This window comes from Roseateles oligotrophus (assembly GCF_025717515.1).
GTDB classification, from domain to species: Bacteria; Pseudomonadota; Gammaproteobacteria; order Burkholderiales; family Burkholderiaceae_C; genus Paucibacter_A; species Paucibacter_A oligotrophus.
On sequence record NZ_JAJIRN010000012.1, the window covers coordinates 87,076 to 104,268 of the forward strand.

A 17,193-nucleotide genomic window follows, 5' to 3' on the forward strand; every position below is an offset into this window, starting at 1 on the left:
GTCAAAATTTCGACTCGCCTTGCCCACCCGATTCTTGCGCCGAATCATCACTGGGCGTGGGCGCCTTGAGCGGCAAAAACAGCACAAAACAGCTGCCATTGACGACGCTTCGGTCCAGCGTCAGGCTGCCCCCCAGCAGCGAGTTGGCGATGTTGTAGCTGACCGACAGCCCCAGCCCACTGCCGCCTTGGCCGAATTTGGTGGTGAAGAAGGGCTCGAAAATGCGGGCGGCGTGAGCGGCGCTGATGCCGACGCCGTCGTCCTGGAAGCGCAGCTCAACCCGCTCACCGGACATACGCCTCGCGCTCAAGTTCATCAGCCCTTCATGGCCCTCGCGTCGTTCGCCGAAGCCATGCACCATCGCGTTTTCGATCAGATTGCTCAAGATCTGGCCGAAGGGGCCGGGGAAGCTGTCGAGCAAGATGTCGGGCGGAATATCCAGCGTGATCCGGTGGCCGCGCTTGCGGATGCTGGCCTGCAAGGTGGCAACAATCTGCTCGCACAGCTGCGCCAGATCGAAGGGCCGGCGCTGCTCGGCGGTACGGTCCACCGCCACCTGCTTGAAGCTGCCTATCAGCCGAGCAGCCGATTCGAGGCCCAGCATGATCAGCCGCGCCATCGCCTTGGCTTCGTTGAAGTAACTCTCCAGTTCACTGCGCCGCAAGGCCTTGGTCAGCACAGCGCTCTCGACCTCGGCGGTCCTCTGCTCCAGCGTGCTCGCCATCAACAGGCTGTTGCCCAAGGGCGTGTTCAGTTCATGCGCGATGCCGGCCACCAGCGCGCCCAAGGCGGCAAGCTTCTCTTGTGCCATCAACTGGCTCTGCGCCTGCTGCAGCTGCCGATAGGCGCGTGCGTTGTCCAGCGCGATGGCGGTATAGGCATTGAGGGTGCGAAACACCATCCGCTCATGTTCGCCGTAAGCATCGGCCAGCGGCGACTGCGCCGTCACCACGCCAAGCAGGCGTTCGCCGATCAAGAGTGGCGCGAACAGCGCGCTGAGCGTGCGCATGGTGCCGGGCACCTGGCTGGGGTCGCTGCCGTCGGCCGCCAGCTGAATCGACAACTCATCGCGTTCGCGCGCGCAGCGGGCGGCATTGGAGCTCGGCTCACTGAGGGCGATATGGCTAGGGGGTATCGACTCGCCGTCTTCGAGGCCGTACACCGATTGCAGCCCCATGCCATCGTCATCGAGCAAATAGATTTCGAACGCACGGGCGTCCAGCAAGGCCGGAATATGCTGGCTCAAGGCGGCAAAGACCGAGGCCTGATCCAGATGGCGGGTCAGCTGCAGGCCGATCAGGCCGAGCTTTTCCAGCGTTGCGTTATTGCCCTGCATCAGCGCTGCTTTTTGGCGCTCGGCCTCGGCCAGTTGATGCAGATGCTCGGTCTGGGCGCGGGCGCTCTCGCTCAGATTGCGCAGCTGGATGGATTCCAGACGATTCGCCGATTCGCGGCTGAGCGACTGGGCCCGCGAATTCGCGGCCTGCTGGCTGGTTTCAAACGCCTCCCGGTAGCGGCCCGCGTCGGCGTAGGCTTGTGCCAAGGCATTCAGCAATTCGCCACTGTTTTTGTAGCCGGCGATGGACTGCCCCCCCTGGTTCGCACGTTCCAAATACTGCAAGGCCTTGCCCTCGGGCGCGGCCGGCTGCCGCTGGGCGATGCGCGCCAGCAGCAGACATAGTTCAAGCTCTAACTCCGTCGCGCCACGGCTGATTGCTTTGCGCAAGGCCTCCAGCGCGCAGGTTTCGGCCTGCTCCAGTTGGCCCAGATCAAACAGCGCATGTGCCTGGCCGCGTTGCGCCTTCAGTTGCAAGTCGGCATAGCCGCCGAGCGCCTGCAGCTCGGTGAACAGCGAAGTGGCTTCCATGGGCCGCTGCTGGTCGAGGGCGAGCCAACCAAGATAACCCAAGGTCACCGCAAAATTGCGTGACTCGGGCCAAGCCGCCAGGCAGTCGCGGGCTGCCGTCATTTGCTGCTCGGCCAAGTCTAGCCTGCCCAGCAGGCGCAGGGTTTCGCCCAGCTGCAGCTGACAGCTCGCGATGCTGCTTGGCCAGCCATGGACGCGCGCCAGATTGAGGCCGCGTTCCATCCATTCCAGCGCGGCCTGCGGGTCATTCAGATCATTGAAAATGCTGCCCAAATTGACCAGGGAGATGATCGCTTCGCGGATATAGCCGGCTTGCTGCAGCGGCTCGATCACGGCCGAGAAGCCTTGGGCCGATTCGCTGAGTTTGCTGGCGCGCATGGCGCGATGGGCGGCGTAGAGCAGCGTGATCGCCGCCGCCGGAGCGGTCAGGGCGGCGGTATCTCGGGTCAAGCTGTCACCCCAGCGCTGTTCGACCGCATCGGGGTCGGCAAAGCCGGCATATCGCGCCTGACTGCATTGCAGAATTTGCTGCCGGCTGCTGTCTCCCGCGCGTTCGGCGTAGTCCGCCCCGCGTTCGAGCCAAGCGCAACAGGCCGGCGTGTTGCCTGCCCCCGTCGCCAGTTGCGACAAGACCCAGCAGCAGTCGGCGGCGCTGATCCAGTCTCCTGCCGCCTCGGCCGCTTGCAGAATGCCGCTTGCCAGTGCTTCGTCCTGAGCGGCCTCGCTGCGCAGGCGCCGAACCTCGATGCGGACGAGCTGCAACCGCCAGGCGACCTGCAAAGCCTGCTCGGCCGGCATTGCTTGCAGACCTTGTTCGGCTTGCTCGGCCAGCTCAAGCGCCCAGGCGGAATTGCGCTCTCGCTGATGCCAGGCCAAATTCGCCAGTTGGCGAAATTTCTCGGCCAGTGGCAGCGCAGCGATATTGGTCGCCAGCGCCTCGACCGCGCTGTTCAGCTCATAGAGTGCCGGTGCCTTGTTCATGACAGTCGCGTCGCGCCGGTCAGCTCGCAGCCATAGATCGCATTGCGCAGCGCAGCGATGGCCTCGTAGCGGGTGAAGGTCTTGCGCCAAGCCAGCACCACGCGGCGCGTCGGCACAGGGGCTGAGAAGGGGATGTAGCGCAGATGCGGCTGCGCTTCCTTGGGTACGCTCAAGGCGGGCACCACGGTCACGCCCAGGCCCGAGGCGACCATATGCTTGATGGTCTCAAGCGAGCTGCCCTCGAAACTCTTGCGTATGCCTTCGGCATCGCTCGAAAAGCGCGCGAACTCGGGGCAAACCTCCAGCACATGGTCGCGAAAGCAATGCCCAGCGCCCAGCAACAGCATGGTCTCTTGCTTGAGCTCTTCGGCGCTGACCTCGCTGCGCTCGGCAAACGGGTGCGTGGCCGGCACGGCGATCGAGAAGTCCTCGTCATACAGCGGCGCGACGGCCAGGCCGGCGTCAGGGAAAGGCTCGGCCAGCACCGCGCAATCCAGCTCGCCGGCGCGCAGCATTTCCAGCAGTTTGACGGTGAAGTTTTCCTGCAGCATCAAGGGCATTTGCGGGTAGCGCTCGATCACCCCCTTGACCAGAGCCGGCAGCAGATAGGGGGCGATGGTGTAGATCAGCCCGAGCCGCAAGTTGCCGGCCAGCGGGTCTTTGCCTCGCTTGGCGATCTCCTTGATGGCGTTGGCCTGCGTTATCACCGACTGCGCCTGGCGCACGATCTCGTCGCCCAGAGGTGTCACGCTGATCTCATTGGCGCCGCGCTCGAAGATGCGCAGGTCCAGCTCTTCCTCGAGCTTCTTGATCGCCACGCTGAGCGTCGGCTGCGAGACATGGCAGGCCTCGGCGGCGCGGCCGAAGTGGCGCTCGCGGGCGACGGCAACGATGTAGCGCAACTCGGTCAAGGTCATGCTGTTCTTCCTCCAAGCCTTGCATTGTGCTTGGCTTTGGGCGGCAGGCCCTAGAGCAAACCCTCGGAGGCCCGGCTACACTGCGGCCAAACTCAAGGTCGGATGTTTGATCCGACCGTTTGAATCCGCTTTTACGACCGAGGTACCACCATGACCGAGCGCAAACCGATGAGCCTGCAGCGTCTGCTGGATATGCACGCGAGCGGCGACAAGATCGCGATGCTGACTTGCTATGACGCCGCTTTCGCCAGCCTGCTGGACGAGGCCGGTGTCGACGTGATGCTGGTCGGCGATTCGCTCGGCAATGTCTTGCAAGGCCAGACCAGCACCGTGCCGGTCAGCCTGGATGAGATGGTCTATCACACCCGCTGCGTGGCGCGCGGCCGCAAGAGCGCCTGGATCATCGGCGACATGCCGTTCGACAGCTATCAAGCCAGCCGCGAAGAAGCCTGGAAGAGCGCGGCCGCCTTGTTCAAGGCCGGCGCCCATATGGTCAAGCTTGAGGGTGGCGGCTGGACCGCGCCGGTGGTGCGCTTCTTGGTCGAGCGCGGCATCCCCGTCTGCGCGCACCTGGGCCTGACGCCGCAGACCGTCACCATGCTGGGCGGCTACAAGGTGCAGGGCCGCGAGGATGCGGCCGCCGCGCTGATGAAGCAACAGGCGCAGGAGCTGGTCGAGGCCGGCGCGCAAATGCTGGTGCTGGAAATGGTGCCTTCCGCGCTGGCCAGCGAGCTAACGCAGACGCTGGGTATCCCGGTGATAGGCATCGGTGCCGGTGTCGGCTGTTCGGGCCAGGTCCTGGTGCTGCATGACATGCTCGACGTCACCCCGGGCCGCCGCCCGCGCTTCGTCAAGAACTTCATGCAAGGCGGTGCGGGTTCGGTGCAGGAGGCGGTGCGGCGCTATGTCGGCGAAGTGAAGGCGCAGACCTTCCCGCAAGACGAACTACACGGCTATTGAGCGGCTTGTCGCACATGCAAATCATCCACACCATTTCCGAGTTACGTCTGGCGCTGGCCGGCAATAGCAACCGGGCTTTCGTGCCCACCATGGGCAGTCTGCACGAGGGTCATCTGGCCTTGGTGCGCCAAGGCCGAACCGCGGTCGGTGAAAGCGGCTTGGTCGTCGCCAGCATTTTCGTCAACCGCCTGCAATTCGCGCCGCACGAGGACTTTGACCGTTATCCCCGTACCTTGGAGCGCGATGCGGCGCTGCTGGCCGGTGCCGGCTGCGACATCGTTTTTGCGCCGGCCGAGGGTGAGCTGTATCCCGAGACACAGGGCTACAAGATCCATCCGCCGTCCGCGCTGTCGGACATCTTGGAGGGCCATTTCCGCCCCGGCTTCTTCATCGGCGTGTGCACGGTGGTGGCCAAGCTGTTCAATATCGTGCAGCCCTCGATCGCCCTGTTCGGCAAGAAGGACTATCAGCAGTTGATGGTCTTGCGCCGCATGGTGGCGCAGATGGCGCTGCCGATCGAGATCATTGCAGGCGAGACCCAGCGCAGCGCCGAGGGGCTGGCGCTGTCTTCACGCAATGCTTATCTGAGCGAGGCCGAGCGCGCTGAAGCGCTGCGCCTGAGCCAGACGCTGCGGGCGCTGATCGCGCGCTGGCAGGCGGGTGAGCGCGATGTGGCCAAGCTGGAGGCCGAGGCCATCCATCATCTGCGCTCGCATGGCTGGCAGCCCGACTATGTGTCGCTGCGCCTCCAGCATGATCTGGGCGCCCCCGTCGAGGGCCAGCCCTTGGTGGCGCTGGCGGCGGCCAAGCTGGGGGCGACGAGGCTGATTGACAACCTCGAAGCTTGAGTGAACGCTTACTTGACGCTCAGCAACTCGACGTCAAACACCAAGGCTGCGTTAGGGGGAATGACACCACCTGCGCCGGTCGTGCCGTAGCCCAGACTGGCGGGAATGGTCAGGGTGCGCTTGCCGCCCACCTTCATGTCCTTGACACCTTGGTCCCAGCCCTTGATCACGTCACCATTGCCGACCTTGAATGAGAACGGCGTCTTGCCGACCGAACTGTCGAATTGAGTGCCGTGCGTGCTGGCGGCCTTGACGTCATACAACCAGCCGGTGTAATGCACGGTCGCGGTTGTGCCGGTAGCGGCAGCAGCGCCGGTACCGACGAGGGTGTCAACGATCTTCAGTTCGGTGACGGCGGCCGAGCCCGAGGTGTCACCGATGGGTGTACTTGAATCAGAGCCACCGCCGCCGCAAGCGCTCAGGCCCAGGCTGCCGGTGATGGCCAAGGCGATGGCGGAGGCGGAAAGAATCTTTTTGATGAACATGCTGGTCTTCGAGAAGTGACGAGGTTTGCAAACTGCGGTCGCAGTCTAGTGCATGTCTTTGGGAACCGTTTGATGAGCCAAGTCCAGAAGGACGTCATAGCCGAACCTGTAACAGAGCGTAAGCGTTCGGCCTCGCACCTAGGCTGCTGTCATCGCGGCCTAGGCGGCGCCCGTTGAAAGCTCCTTGGTTCCCGGAGTTGTTTCAATGCACTCATATCTCTTGCGCGCGGCTACAGCCGCCACGGTGATTTTTCTGACGGCCTGCGGTGGCGGAGGCAGCGCCGACGATGGTTATCGCCCGCCGCCGCCCTTGCCGGTGCCGACGCCCAACCCCAACCCCTACCCGAATACCTATAGCTGCAGCAACGAAGGCCTGATCAAGTCGGCGCTGAGCAGCTTGCCGACGGTCTGCATGTTGACCAGCAGCGGCGAGATCGTCTTCGAGCTGTACTCGGACACCGTCCCCAACACCGTCAACAACTTCCTGCGCTATGTGGCCGATGGCGCCTACAAGAACACCTTGTTCCACCGCGTTGACCGCGACTTCGTCATCCAGGGCGGCGGTTTCACCAGCGGCATGGTCGAGCGTCCGCCCGCCTATGCGCCGATCCCGCTGGAGGCGCGCGAATACAACCTGCCCGGCACGATCGCGATGGCCCACCGCAGCGACCCCAACAGCGCGACCAATCAGTTCTTCATCAACGTGAAGGACAATAAGGACTTGGATTACCAGTCCGCAGCAAAACCGGGTTATGCGGTGTTCGGTCGGGTGATCTCGGGCATGGCCACCGTGGAGGCAATCAATGCGGTGCCCGTTTATGTCTATAGCGAAGCCGACCTGCGGCCAAGGCAAGAGGTATTGATCTATTGGGTGCAGCGACTGAAGTAAATCGGCTTCCCGTTCAGGCCCGTCCGCTCGGCCTGTTAGCGCTGCGCCTGCGTTGGAGCGCCGCCGAACTGAAGGCGCTGCTGCGCCGCTGGGGCGCTTTCATCGGCGTGGTGGCGGCCGTCTTGGGCCAGTTCTTTGCAACCTTGATCGGCTGGCCGGCGCTGCCCTTGTTCTGGGCCAGCCAGCAGGCTTGGCCGGTGGCGGCTTGGGTGCTGCTATTGCATGCGCTGCCCGGGCTCTTGCTGTGCTGGGGTTTGCGCGAGCAGCTGTTACCGGCCCATTGGCTGGACGCCGAGCGAGCATTGCCGCTGCGGCGGCGCCAATTACTGACCGCCGATCTGGCCGTGATCACGCTGGCCTTGTTGCCGCTGGCGCTGCTCTATCTGATCTCGGTTGGCGCCTGGCTTTATGCCGACCCGGCCTGGATGCGCGGCCTGTGGCCGGCCGCGCTGGCGAACTTTGCGATTTCTCTGGCGCTCTCGGTGCTCGGCGCGGCGGCGCTGATGCAGGCTAGGCGCAGGCCACGCCAGGCCGCGAGCGCGGCGCCGCATCGCCCATCGCCAAGCACTTCGCCAAGCGCGTCGGCAAGGACGCAGCATTCCTTCGGCCGCAACTGGGTCTTGCTGGGCCTGCCCTTGTGGCGCGGCCCGGCGCGGCCGGTCATGCATTTGCTGCTGCTCGCCTGCCTGGCCTTGGCCGCTTGCTTGTCGGCGGCCTGGCGCTGGCCGCAGCAGGCGTCCTGGGCGCTGGCCGCCTACACCTTGCTGGCGATGGGCCTGAGCGCGCGCCTGCATGCGCAGGCCACGCGCTGCTATGCGCCCATCGAGCAGGCCTGCGCAGCGCTGCCCTTGGCGCCCAAGTTCTGGTCGCGGCGCCTTATGCTGCTGGCGCTGACTCCGGCCTTGCTGGCCTGGTTTGGGCTGGCTTTGCTGCTCTTGCTCGGGCCCTGGCAACTGGCACCTCTGGCGGCACCGCTCTTCATGGCCTATGGTCTGCTCGCTCCCGCCCTGCCTTTGTTGGCGGACAAGGGCGGCAGCCCCGAATCCCACGCCGGTCGCTGGCTCTTGGGCTGGGCGCTCTGGGTCGCCTTGGCCAGTGAAGCGTTGCTGGCCATGCCCTCTTGAAAATCAATATGTCCGATTCCATTTTCTTGCACACCGAGTCTCTCAGTTATGCCTACAGCGGCAGCAGCCGGCGCGTGGTCGATCTGTGGAGCCAGAGCTTCGAGCCGGGCCTGGTCTGGCTGCGCGGGCCCAATGGCAGCGGCAAGTCAACAAGGCTCAAGCTCTTGGCCGGCATGCTGCAGCCGCAGTACGGCAGTGCTCGCTTAGGCGGCATCGACCTGATGCGCCAGCCGCTTGAGTACCGCCGCCTAGTCGGCTTTGTAGGCGCCGAGCCACCGCCCTTCGAGCATCTGAGTCCGGCCGAGCGCTTTGGCTTTCTGAGCGGGCTCTACCCGCACGCGGATGTCGACCGCTGGCGCGAGCATGTCGACGGGTTCGGTCTGCGGCCATTTCTGAACCAGCCGCTGCGCGAGCTCTCCACCGGCACGCAGCACAAAGCGGCCTTGGCTGCGGCGCTGGCCCTCAACACGCCCTTGCTGCTCTTGGATGAACCGCTGAATGCGCTCGATGCGGTGTCGCTGGCGCATCTGCGAGGGGTGTTGGGCGAAGCGGCGTTGCGGCGGGATCGACTGGCGCTGGTGGTCAGTCATGAAGCATTGGGGCTTGAACCCAGTGCTTGCCTGGAGCTGTAGGCCGCTGCGCACGCGGCTCGGGCTGCTCGGTGTTTGAACTTGCAGCTTCCGCTCAAGTTCTATTTGCCGATTCCAAAAATATCGGGAACGCGGGACGGCCCGCCGGCATCTAATGGGCTGAACCTCCCACGCCTATGCCAACAAATCAGCCCTTCCCCACCGGCAGCAGTCTCAGCGTTGAATCAAGCGTTGACAGCCCAGACAGCGTCTTGATCAGCCTCTCTCTGAGCGGCGACGAGAAGGCGTTTGCGCTGATCATGCGGCGCTACAACCGCCTGCTTTTTCGCACCGCGCGCAGCATTTTGAAAAACGACGATGACACCCAAGACGCCGTGCAAGAGGCCTATTTGCGCGCCTGGCGTGCCCTGGCCAGCTTTCGCGCCGACGCCAAGCTATCGACCTGGTTGGTGCGCATCGCGGCCAACGAGGCGCTCGGCCGCTTGCGCCAGACCGGCGCGCAGGTTTGGCCTCTGAACGCGACATTCGATAGCGACGGCGAATCCCTGGAGGTTCAAATGGAAGCCAATCCCGACGAACAACCGGAAGCGACGACGATGCGCGGCCAGCTGCGCCGGCAAATCGAAGCCCGCATCGACAGCCTGCCCGACCAGTTCCGCACCGTCTTCATGCTCAGAGGCGTGGAGGAGCTGAGCGTCGAGGAAGTGGCCGAGGTCCTGGAGATCCCCGAGGCCACCGTTCGCTCGCGCTTCTTCAGGGCCCGCGGCTTGTTGCGCGAAGGCTTGGCCCGCGACACCGATATGGCCGTCGCCGATGCGTTCTCGTTTGCCGGCCCACGCTGCGACAAGATCGTGGCCGGTGTGTTGGCGGCGATTGCCCGTGAGCGCGCGAGCCGCTGACTGTCCGCCCGCCCTATTTTTTTCAAACTATTTGCAAATAGCCGGAACGCAGCCGCGATGGCCCGCATCTAAGAAAGCATGAGCGCAAGACGAGTCGGCAAAGCCGCTCAACGTCTTGGCCATGCTTCCTTTGACCCACCGGAGATTTGCAATGTCGTTTTTCAAAATGCCCACACCCGTTGCCGCACGCCGGCTCTTTCTCGGCCGCTCGGGCGGTCTGGTCTTGTCCGGTGCCGCCGTGGCCTTGCTGGCCGGCAAGGACGGCCTGGCCGCGCAATCGGGCGCCGCCAGCACGGGCGATGTGCAGATCCTGAATACCGCCATCGCGGCCGAGCTGGAAGCGATCGCCGCCTACCAATTGGGTGCCGAAAGCGGCCTGCTGAGCAAGCCGGTGCTGGAGCTGGCGCTGAGCTTTCAAGGCCATCACAAAGAGCATGTGGCCCTGCTGGCCAGCACGGTCGAGAAGCTCGGCGGCAAGGCGGTGGTGGCCAAGGCCAAGTACATGTTTCCGGTCGAGAACCTGAAGTCACAACTCGACGTGCTCAAGTTCGCTGCGCAGCTGGAGCAAGGTGCCGTCAGCGCCTATCTGGGCGCGGTGCCGCTGTTCGGTAACCGCGATCTGGCCAAGGCAGCCGCCAGCATCCTGGGCGACGAAGCGATGCACTGGGCGATCCTGCGCCAAGCAATTGGCGAGGTGCCGGTGCCCTCGGCCTTCATGTCATGAGCGCCGGGCGTATAGGCCTAACTCGCAAGCTGCTGGTGATCTGCTGCGTGGCGCTAAGCGCAGCCAGCCCGCCAACGCAGGCTGCACCGGACGTCGTACGCGGCGAGCAACTCTACGGCCGCTGCATTGCCTGCCATGCGATGGCGACGGACCGGGTCGGCCCCCGCCACTGCGGTCTGCTGGGCCGGCGCGCCGGCAGCGTGGCGGATTTCGAGTACTCGGCGGCGATGAAGAAGTCAAACATCGTCTGGGACGAGAAGGCGCTTGATCTGTTCCTGAAAAAACCGCTCGCCATGCTGCCCGGCAGCAGCATGACTTATGACGGCGTGCCCGAGGCACGCGACCGCGCCGACCTGATCGCCTATCTGAAGTCGGCCAATAGCGACGCGGCCTGCCGCAATCTGAAGAGCAAGTAACAATCGGCTCGGCGCCTGCTTGGGTCGAGCTACCTCACCCTACCTACGGACACATCCCCATGAAAACCTATCAATGCACTGTTTGCGGCCATATCTATGACGAAGCCGCCGGCGCGCCCGCCGAAGGCTTGGCCGCCGGCACGCTGTGGGCCGACGTGCCCGACAGCTGGGTCTGCCCCGAATGCGGCGTGGCCAAGACCGATTTCGACATGGTCGAGATCTGAGATGGCGCCCGTCATCATCATCGGCGCTGGCCTGGCCGGCTGGACCACCGCGCGCGAGTTCCGCAAGCTGGACGCCACGACGCCGCTGATGTTGATCAGCGCCGACAACGCCGACTTCTACGCCAAGCCTTCGCTGTCCAACGCGCTCACGCAAGGCCGCACGCCCGAGCGCTTGGTCACCACGCCGGCCGCCAAGATGGCCGAGCAGCAAAACCTGACCCTCTTGGCGCACACGCGGGTGACGGCGATCGACGCGCAGGCGCACCGCATCAGCACCTCGGCGGGGCAGTTCGAATACAGCCGCCTGGTGCTGGCCACCGGCGCGCAACCGATCCGCCTGCCGCTGGACGGCGACGCCAGCGCAGAGGTGCTGGCGATCAATTCGTTGGCCGACTTCGCGCGCTTTCATGCCCGGTTGAATGGCGCCGATCCGGCCCACAAAAAGAGCGTGCTGATCATGGGCGCCGGCCTGATCGGTTGCGAGTTTGCCAACGACCTGGCCGCCGCCGGCCACCCGGTGACGGTGGTGGACCCCTCGACGGGCCCGATCTCGGGCTTGCTGCCCGCGGCGGCCGGCGCGCAAATTCGCGCGGCCTTGGCCGGCCTCGGCGTGGTCTGGCATTTCGGCGCGACGGTCAAGGCCGTCAATCTGGTCGCCGGGAGCGATGGGCTACAAGTCGAACTCTCAAACGGGCAGCGCTGCGGCGCCAACATCGTGCTGAGCGCGATCGGCCTGCGCGCCGACATAGCGCTGGCCCAAGCCGCCGGCATCGCCTGCGACCGCGCCATCTTGGTAGACCCTTACCTGCAGACCAGCAGCCCAGACATTTACGCGCTCGGCGACGGCGCCCAATACGCCAGCGCCGGCAGCCGCGCCCTGCCCTTCGTGATGCCCATCATGACGGCGGCCAAGGCCTTGGCGGCGACGCTGGCCGGCCAAGCCACGGAGTTGGTGTTCCCGCTGATGCCGGTCGGCATCAAAACGCCGGCGCTGCCCACCGTGGTGGCGGCGCCCGCACCCGGTACCGTCGGTGATTGGTGTCAGGTCGAGGACGGGTTGTGGCAGTTCATTGACGCCGCCGGACTGAATCGCGGCTTCGTCCTGACCGGCGCGCAGACCGCGCGGCGCATGGAGCAGGCCAAGTTGGTCCGGCCCTGAAACCTGCCCTCCCAAGCCTCGGCCCTCTCCGCCGCGGTGCCGGCCGGCGCTGGCCGAGCGACCCTGATCGACTACCCGCCGGATATCCGAAAAGTGATTTGCACGACCAAGGCGATTAAGTCGGTCAACATGCGCCTGCGCAAAATCACCAAGACCCGAGGCTCGTTGCTAACGGATGAAGCGGCATTCAAACTGTTCTATCTGGCGCTGAACAATATCAGCCAGAAGTGGACTTTGCCGATTCGAGACTGGAAGGCCGCGTCGGACCTAACGCCGTTTGCACAAAATCCGGGACATCCTCACGGCCCCAGGCAATCAAGGGGCCTTGACTCAAGACATCGGTCGCTTTGGCCCCTAGACTTCAACGCCTTAACTTCACTGCACGAGGGAACTGTTGATGAAATCCTTTGTTTCGCTGGCCTGCACGATGGTGCTGACAGCCACATCCATGATGAGCTCCGCCCATGCGGGCGCCGTGCTCGGTTTTGCCTCGGGCAATAACTGCTCAGGCAACCAAGAAGGCACCGACGAGATCCGCTCGTGCCTCTATGGTGGTTTCATTCACCAAAACTATGGCGACACGGCGGGCGTCGACGTGCAATACCAGGATACGACCTTCGGCTGGGAGCGCAGTCTCTCGTGGTGGGGCACCGGCTACGGCGGCGCCAATGGCGTCTTGTGGAGCGGCGAAAGCGATACAAATTCCAGTGCCCGCATCATCCTGAAGGCCATCGCAGGCCACAGCATCAGTCTTGAAGGCCTGGGGCTGGCTTCCTACCTGGACGGTGTCGGCACCTGGCTGCAAGTGCATGAGCTGGACAGCAATGTGAACCTGATGGATGAGGCAGTTTCGGTGAACATCACCACCGGCACGCAGGTCGACTTCAACTCGCTCAGCTCCAGCAAAGGCTGGGTGATCGAGTGGAAGAACTCGTCGTATGACATCGGCCTGAGCCAATTGACGTTCAATGTCGCCGATGCCCCGAGCCAAGCGGTGCCCGAACCCGCCAGCCTGGCCTTGGTAGGCCTCGGCCTGGCCGCTGCGGCGTTTGGCCGGCGGCGCCAAAAGAGCTGAACGGCAAGGGGGGGATCGCGGTAAGGACACCCATTGCTGAGCGCCCCCCGCACAGATCCGAGCATGCGCAATTCACGCACTCGGCTCCTACCTTGAGTGTTTGACGGCAAATCGCTGATTGGGCCAAGGATGAAGGATTCTTGGGCGCCGCAAATAGGCGGCAGCGATCTGGCCCGACTGGCTCTGCTATCGACCACCTCTTTAAGCGCCGCCGGCCAAGTCTAGCCACCCGCCACTCGCCCGCGCTAACTGCCGTTCGCCGCTTCGGGCCACATGCGCCGCAGCGCGCTGCCCATAATCCGCTCCAGTTCAGAACAACAGCTATTTGATCCTGGAGAGCGGATATGAGATACACAAGCAAGCTGCGCCTGCTGCGCCAAGGGGCGCGCATAGGCGCGGCGGCCGGCCTGGCCCTCGCCTTGGCCGCAATCGGCAAGCCCGCCACCGCGGCCGACGGCCCGGCCAAGCAAGGCAGCGGCACGAGTACCAGCATCACCCAGCCCTGCCGCATCGAGGGCATGCCCAATGAGCTGCAATGCGGCAGCATCAAGCGGCCTTTGAACCCGGCCGAGCCGGCCGGCACGCAGATCGACATCCACTTCCTGGTGGTGCCGGCGATGGCGCGCAACAAGCAGCCCGACCCGGTCTTGATGCTGGCCGGCGGCCCCGGCCAAAGCGCGATCAATGTCGCGCCTATGGTGACGAGCCGGCTGGCGCGGCTGAACAACCGGCGCGATCTGGTCTTCATCGATCAGCGCGGCACCGGCAAATCGGCGCCGCTGCAATGCGCCGACGACAAAGACCTGCCGATGGCCGAGGCGCTAGACGCTAATGCCCAATTCAAGCGGCTGGAAACCTGCCGCCGGGACTTGGCCAAGTTGCCGCATGGCGATATGCGCTATTACTCGACCACGATCGCGATGCAGGACTTCGAGGCGGTGCGCGTGGCCCTCGGCGCGCCGCAGTGGAATCTGATCGGCGGCAGCTACGGCACGCGCGCCGCGCTGGAGTATTTGCGCCTGTTCCCGGCGCAGGTGCGGCGCAGCGTGCTGGACGGCGTGGCGCCGCCCGATATGGTCTTGCCCGCCAGCTTTTCGAGCGACGGCCAGGCCGCGCTCGACGCCAGCTTGCAGGCCTGCGAAAAGGAGCCGGCCTGCGCCCAGCAGTTCCCGCATCTGCGCCGGCAATGGGGCGAGCTATTGCAGAGCCTGCCGCGCCAAATCAGCGTCAGGCATCCGCTGACCGGCCAGCCGGAGAGCTTCACGCTGAGCCGCGAGATGCTGTTGCGCAGCGTGCGCTCACCGCTTTATGTGCCAGCTTTGGCGGCCGCCCTGCCCGCCGCCATCGCGGCCGCCAGCGAGGGGCGTTTTGAGGGCTTGGTGGGCTTGTCCGCCATCGTCGGCGGCGGCAAGTCCGGGCGGCTCGCCATGGGCATGCACTTCGCCGTCGTCTGCGCCGAGGATGTGCCGCGTTTGGAGCGCAGCGCCGACCGGCCCGGCGCCGACTTTGGCCGCGATGACGCAAGGCTCTACACGCAGGTTTGCCAGCAATGGCCGCGCGCGCAGATCGCGCCGGACTTCTTCACCATGCCGCCGACGAAATCGCCGGTGCTGCTGCTCAGCGGCGGAGCCGACCCGGCCACGCCGCCACGCCACGGTGAGCGCGCGGCTAAGGCCTTGGGTTCCGCTAACGCCAAGTTGGTGCAGCATATTGTCGTGCCCGAGGCCGGCCATGGCGTGATGGGCGTGGGCTGCATGCGTGAGCTGCTGTTCCGCTTTGTCGATGCCAAGACCGACGCCCTGGCGCTGCCGCAAGACGCGGCCTGCGCCACCAAGATTCCGCGCCCCGGCGCCTTCCTGCCGGTGCAGGCCAGCAAGGAGCAGCAGCCATGATCCTGATCGAGAACGTCAGCAAACAATTCACCGCCAAGACCGGCGGCTCGCTGCTCAAGCGGCCGACCAAGCAACTGGTGCAGGCGGTCAAGTCGGTGACGGTGGACGCGCCCAGCGGCCGCATCACCGGCTTGCTGGGGCCCAACGGCGCCGGCAAGACGACCACGCTGCGCATGCTGGGCGGCCTGTTCACGCCGGACAGCGGCAGCATCACGGTCGACGGCATTGCGGTGGCCGAGCAACCGCGCCAGGCCCTGGCCCGGATGGGCATTCTGGGCGACGCGCATGGCCTCTACCCGCGCCTGTCGGCACGCGAAAACATCATCTACTTCGGCCGCTTGCAAGGCATGGCCGCCGACGCGGCCAACGCCCGCGCCGAGGACTTGGCCCGGCTCTTGGACATGGGCAAGATTCTGGACCGCCGCACCGAGGGCTTCAGCCAGGGCGAGCGGATGAAGACGGCGCTGGCCCGCTCGCTGGTGCATGACCCGGCCAATATCGTCTTGGACGAGCCGACCAACGGCCTCGATGTGCTGGCCACAAGAGCCTTGCGCGAGGCCTTGCGCCATCTGCGCTCGCCCGCGGGCGGTGGCAAATGCATCGTCTTCTCGACTCACATCATGCAAGAGGTGGAGCAGCTGTGTGAGCATGTCGTGATCGTCGCCAACGGCCGCAGCGTGGCCGAGGGTACGGTGGAGCAGCTGCTCGAACAAGCGGGTGAGCGCAAATTCGAAGACGCCTTCGTCAAGCTGGCCTTCGATCAAGAACTGAATGGAGCGGCAGCATGAGCAAGAATTTCTGGATCGTCTGGGTCAAGGAAGTGGTGGACGCCTTGCGCGACCGCCGCACCTTGCTGCGCCTGATGGTGCCCGCCGTGCTGATGGGGCCGCTGCTGCTGTTGGCGCTGTCGGGCTTTATTTCCTCGCTGGAGGAGCGGGCCGACAAGCGCGAAGTGATGGTGGCCGGCATCGAACATGCGCCGACGCTGCGCAACTATCTGGAACGCCAGACCTACACCATCAAGCCAGCGCCGGCCGACTACGAGGCGCGCCTGCGCAATACCCAACTGCTGGAGCCGGTGCTGGTAATTGGCAAGGACTTCGAGGCCGAATTGCTGAGCGGCCAGCAGCCGACCGTGGAGCTGGTCAGCGACAGCGCGAACCAGCGCGCCGGCACCGGCCTGCCCGGCCTGAGCCGTTTGCTCGGCGGCTTCAACCGCGAGCGCGCGACGCTGAATATGGCGCTGCGCGGCGTCTCGACCGAGCTGCTGCAGCCGGTGCTGCTGGAGGAGCGCGACCTCGCCAGTGCGCAGGCGCGCGCGACCCGCATCACCAGCATCATCCCGATGTTCATCATCATGGCGGTGCTCTATGGCGCGCTAACGGCGGCCCTCGACAGCACCGCCGGCGAGCGCGAGCGCGGTTCGCTGGAACCGCTGCTGATGAACCCGGTGCAACACCTGGCCCTGGTGCTGGGCAAATGGGGCGCGGTGGCGCTGCTCGGCATGCTGGTGGCGCTGCTCGCCAGCCTGAGCTTCATCCCGGCGCAATGGCTGCTCAGGAGCGACAGCCTGCAGGCGATGTTCCAGTTCGGCTGGTATGAGGTGGGCGCCTTCTTGCTGCTGCAACTGCCCTTGGCGGCGGGCTTGGGCGCGCTGCTGATGGCGATGGCGATCCGCTCCAAAACCTTCAAGGAGGCGCAGGCCGGCAGCGGCCTGATCGTCACCCTGGTGGGCCTGGCGCCGATGGTCAGCATGCTCAACCCCGGCGGCGATGCGGGCTGGTATTTGTGGGTGCCAGGTCTTGCCCAGAACACGTTGATGATGCTGGTGCTGAAGGGCGAGACCCTGAGCCTCGCTCAAATCATGCCGGGCGTGCTGGTCGGCACGGCGCTGACGGTCGTCTGCCTGCTCTTCGTCGCCAAGTCCATGCGCGGGGCGGTAGCCGGGCACAAAACGTAGTTTCAGCGAAGACTAACTTGTACCCATTTAGGTCGCAGCTAAATAGTCCTGAGGACTATTTGTGTCCGCGGGAGGGCCGGCGCAGAAAGGAGGCGCTTTCCCCGGCTATTCGCTTGCCTGCCCATTTGCGCCATGCTCATAATGTCTCGAACCCTCGGCAGATAGGGCGCGCCGCGCTGGCCC

The 17,193-nt window shown here is 65.0% G+C and carries 17 protein-coding genes and 1 pseudogene; 15 read left to right on the forward strand and 3 right to left on the reverse strand.

The window, feature by feature from the left end; genetic code table 11:
* Position 1 precedes the first annotated feature (1 nt).
* Together LNV07_RS23670 and LNV07_RS23675 are read right to left on the reverse strand one after the other, a co-directional pair.
* Positions 2-2,848: an ATP-binding protein gene (locus LNV07_RS23670; RefSeq protein ID WP_263573669.1), complete on the reverse strand. Its 2,847-nt coding sequence runs from the start codon at positions 2,846-2,848 to the stop codon at positions 2-4.
* Positions 2,845-3,765 carry a hydrogen peroxide-inducible genes activator gene (locus LNV07_RS23675; protein ID WP_263573670.1) on the reverse strand — a complete coding sequence of 307 codons (921 nt, stop codon included), beginning with the start codon at positions 3,763-3,765 and terminating at the stop codon, positions 2,845-2,847. Before LNV07_RS23675 ends, LNV07_RS23670 begins: the two co-directional genes overlap by 4 nt.
* Positions 3,766-3,915: 150 nt before the next feature.
* Between LNV07_RS23675 and panB the strand changes: the two genes are divergently transcribed.
* Together panB and panC are read left to right on the forward strand one after the other, a co-directional pair.
* A complete protein-coding gene (panB, locus tag LNV07_RS23680) occupies positions 3,916-4,725 on the forward strand; it encodes a 3-methyl-2-oxobutanoate hydroxymethyltransferase (RefSeq protein ID WP_263573671.1) in 810 nt (269 codons plus the stop codon).
* Positions 4,726-4,739: 14 nt separating this feature from the next.
* On the forward strand, positions 4,740-5,573 hold the full coding sequence (gene panC / locus LNV07_RS23685) for a pantoate--beta-alanine ligase (RefSeq protein ID WP_263573672.1): 834 nt from the start codon (positions 4,740-4,742) through the stop codon (positions 5,571-5,573).
* An 8-nt stretch (positions 5,574-5,581) separates the two neighbouring features.
* Here the strand turns inward: panC and LNV07_RS23690 are convergent, their stop codons facing one another.
* Positions 5,582-6,058 carry an FKBP-type peptidyl-prolyl cis-trans isomerase gene (locus tag LNV07_RS23690; RefSeq protein ID WP_318013801.1) on the reverse strand — a complete coding sequence of 159 codons (477 nt, stop codon included), beginning with the start codon at positions 6,056-6,058 and terminating at the stop codon, positions 5,582-5,584.
* Positions 6,059-6,263: 205 nt separating this feature from the next.
* Here LNV07_RS23690 and LNV07_RS23695 point away from each other — a divergent pair, with 205 nt between their 5' ends.
* From LNV07_RS23695 to LNV07_RS23755, 13 genes and pseudogenes are all read left to right on the forward strand, one after another.
* Complete coding sequence (locus tag LNV07_RS23695; protein ID WP_263573673.1) at positions 6,264-6,947, forward strand: peptidylprolyl isomerase; 684 nt, start codon at positions 6,264-6,266, stop codon at positions 6,945-6,947.
* Positions 6,926-8,071 (forward strand): hypothetical protein, encoded by a 1,146-nt coding sequence (locus tag LNV07_RS23700; protein WP_263573674.1) that lies wholly within the window; start codon positions 6,926-6,928, stop codon positions 8,069-8,071. The genes LNV07_RS23695 and LNV07_RS23700 overlap by 22 nt, the downstream gene beginning before the upstream one ends.
* 8 nt (positions 8,072-8,079) lie before the next feature.
* Complete coding sequence (locus LNV07_RS23705) at positions 8,080-8,703, forward strand: ABC transporter ATP-binding protein (protein WP_263573675.1); 624 nt, start codon at positions 8,080-8,082, stop codon at positions 8,701-8,703.
* Between the two features lie 134 nt (positions 8,704-8,837).
* A complete protein-coding gene (locus LNV07_RS23710) occupies positions 8,838-9,560 on the forward strand; it encodes an RNA polymerase sigma factor (protein ID WP_263573676.1) in 723 nt (240 codons plus the stop codon).
* Positions 9,561-9,711: 151 nt separating this feature from the next.
* The gene (locus LNV07_RS23715; protein WP_263573677.1) at positions 9,712-10,284 is read left to right on the forward strand and encodes a ferritin-like domain-containing protein; all 573 of its coding nucleotides are present in this window, start codon (positions 9,712-9,714) and stop codon (positions 10,282-10,284) included.
* The gene (locus LNV07_RS23720) at positions 10,281-10,700 is read left to right on the forward strand and encodes a c-type cytochrome (RefSeq protein WP_263573678.1); all 420 of its coding nucleotides are present in this window, start codon (positions 10,281-10,283) and stop codon (positions 10,698-10,700) included. The genes LNV07_RS23715 and LNV07_RS23720 overlap by 4 nt, the downstream gene beginning before the upstream one ends.
* A gap of 59 nt (positions 10,701-10,759) precedes the next feature.
* Positions 10,760-10,924 (forward strand): rubredoxin, encoded by a 165-nt coding sequence (locus LNV07_RS23725; RefSeq protein WP_263573679.1) that lies wholly within the window; start codon positions 10,760-10,762, stop codon positions 10,922-10,924.
* Between the two features lies 1 nt (position 10,925).
* The gene (locus tag LNV07_RS23730) at positions 10,926-12,083 is read left to right on the forward strand and encodes an FAD-dependent oxidoreductase (RefSeq protein ID WP_263573680.1); all 1,158 of its coding nucleotides are present in this window, start codon (positions 10,926-10,928) and stop codon (positions 12,081-12,083) included.
* A 69-nt stretch (positions 12,084-12,152) separates the two neighbouring features.
* Positions 12,153-12,344 (forward strand): annotated as a pseudogene (locus LNV07_RS23735) (transposase); the annotation flags it as partial.
* 136 nt (positions 12,345-12,480) lie between these two features.
* Positions 12,481-13,158, forward strand: a complete 678-nt coding sequence (locus LNV07_RS23740; RefSeq protein ID WP_263573681.1) for a PEP-CTERM sorting domain-containing protein — start codon at positions 12,481-12,483, stop codon at positions 13,156-13,158.
* A 344-nt stretch (positions 13,159-13,502) separates the two neighbouring features.
* Complete coding sequence (locus tag LNV07_RS23745; RefSeq protein ID WP_263573682.1) at positions 13,503-15,050, forward strand: alpha/beta hydrolase; 1,548 nt, start codon at positions 13,503-13,505, stop codon at positions 15,048-15,050.
* Positions 15,047-15,838, forward strand: coding sequence for an ABC transporter ATP-binding protein (locus LNV07_RS23750; RefSeq protein WP_263573683.1), 792 nt, complete (start codon positions 15,047-15,049; stop codon positions 15,836-15,838). Before LNV07_RS23745 ends, LNV07_RS23750 begins: the two co-directional genes overlap by 4 nt.
* Positions 15,835-17,010 carry an ABC transporter permease gene (locus LNV07_RS23755; protein ID WP_263573684.1) on the forward strand — a complete coding sequence of 392 codons (1,176 nt, stop codon included), beginning with the start codon at positions 15,835-15,837 and terminating at the stop codon, positions 17,008-17,010. Before LNV07_RS23750 ends, LNV07_RS23755 begins: the two co-directional genes overlap by 4 nt.
* The last annotated feature ends 183 nt before the right edge of the window (positions 17,011-17,193 follow it).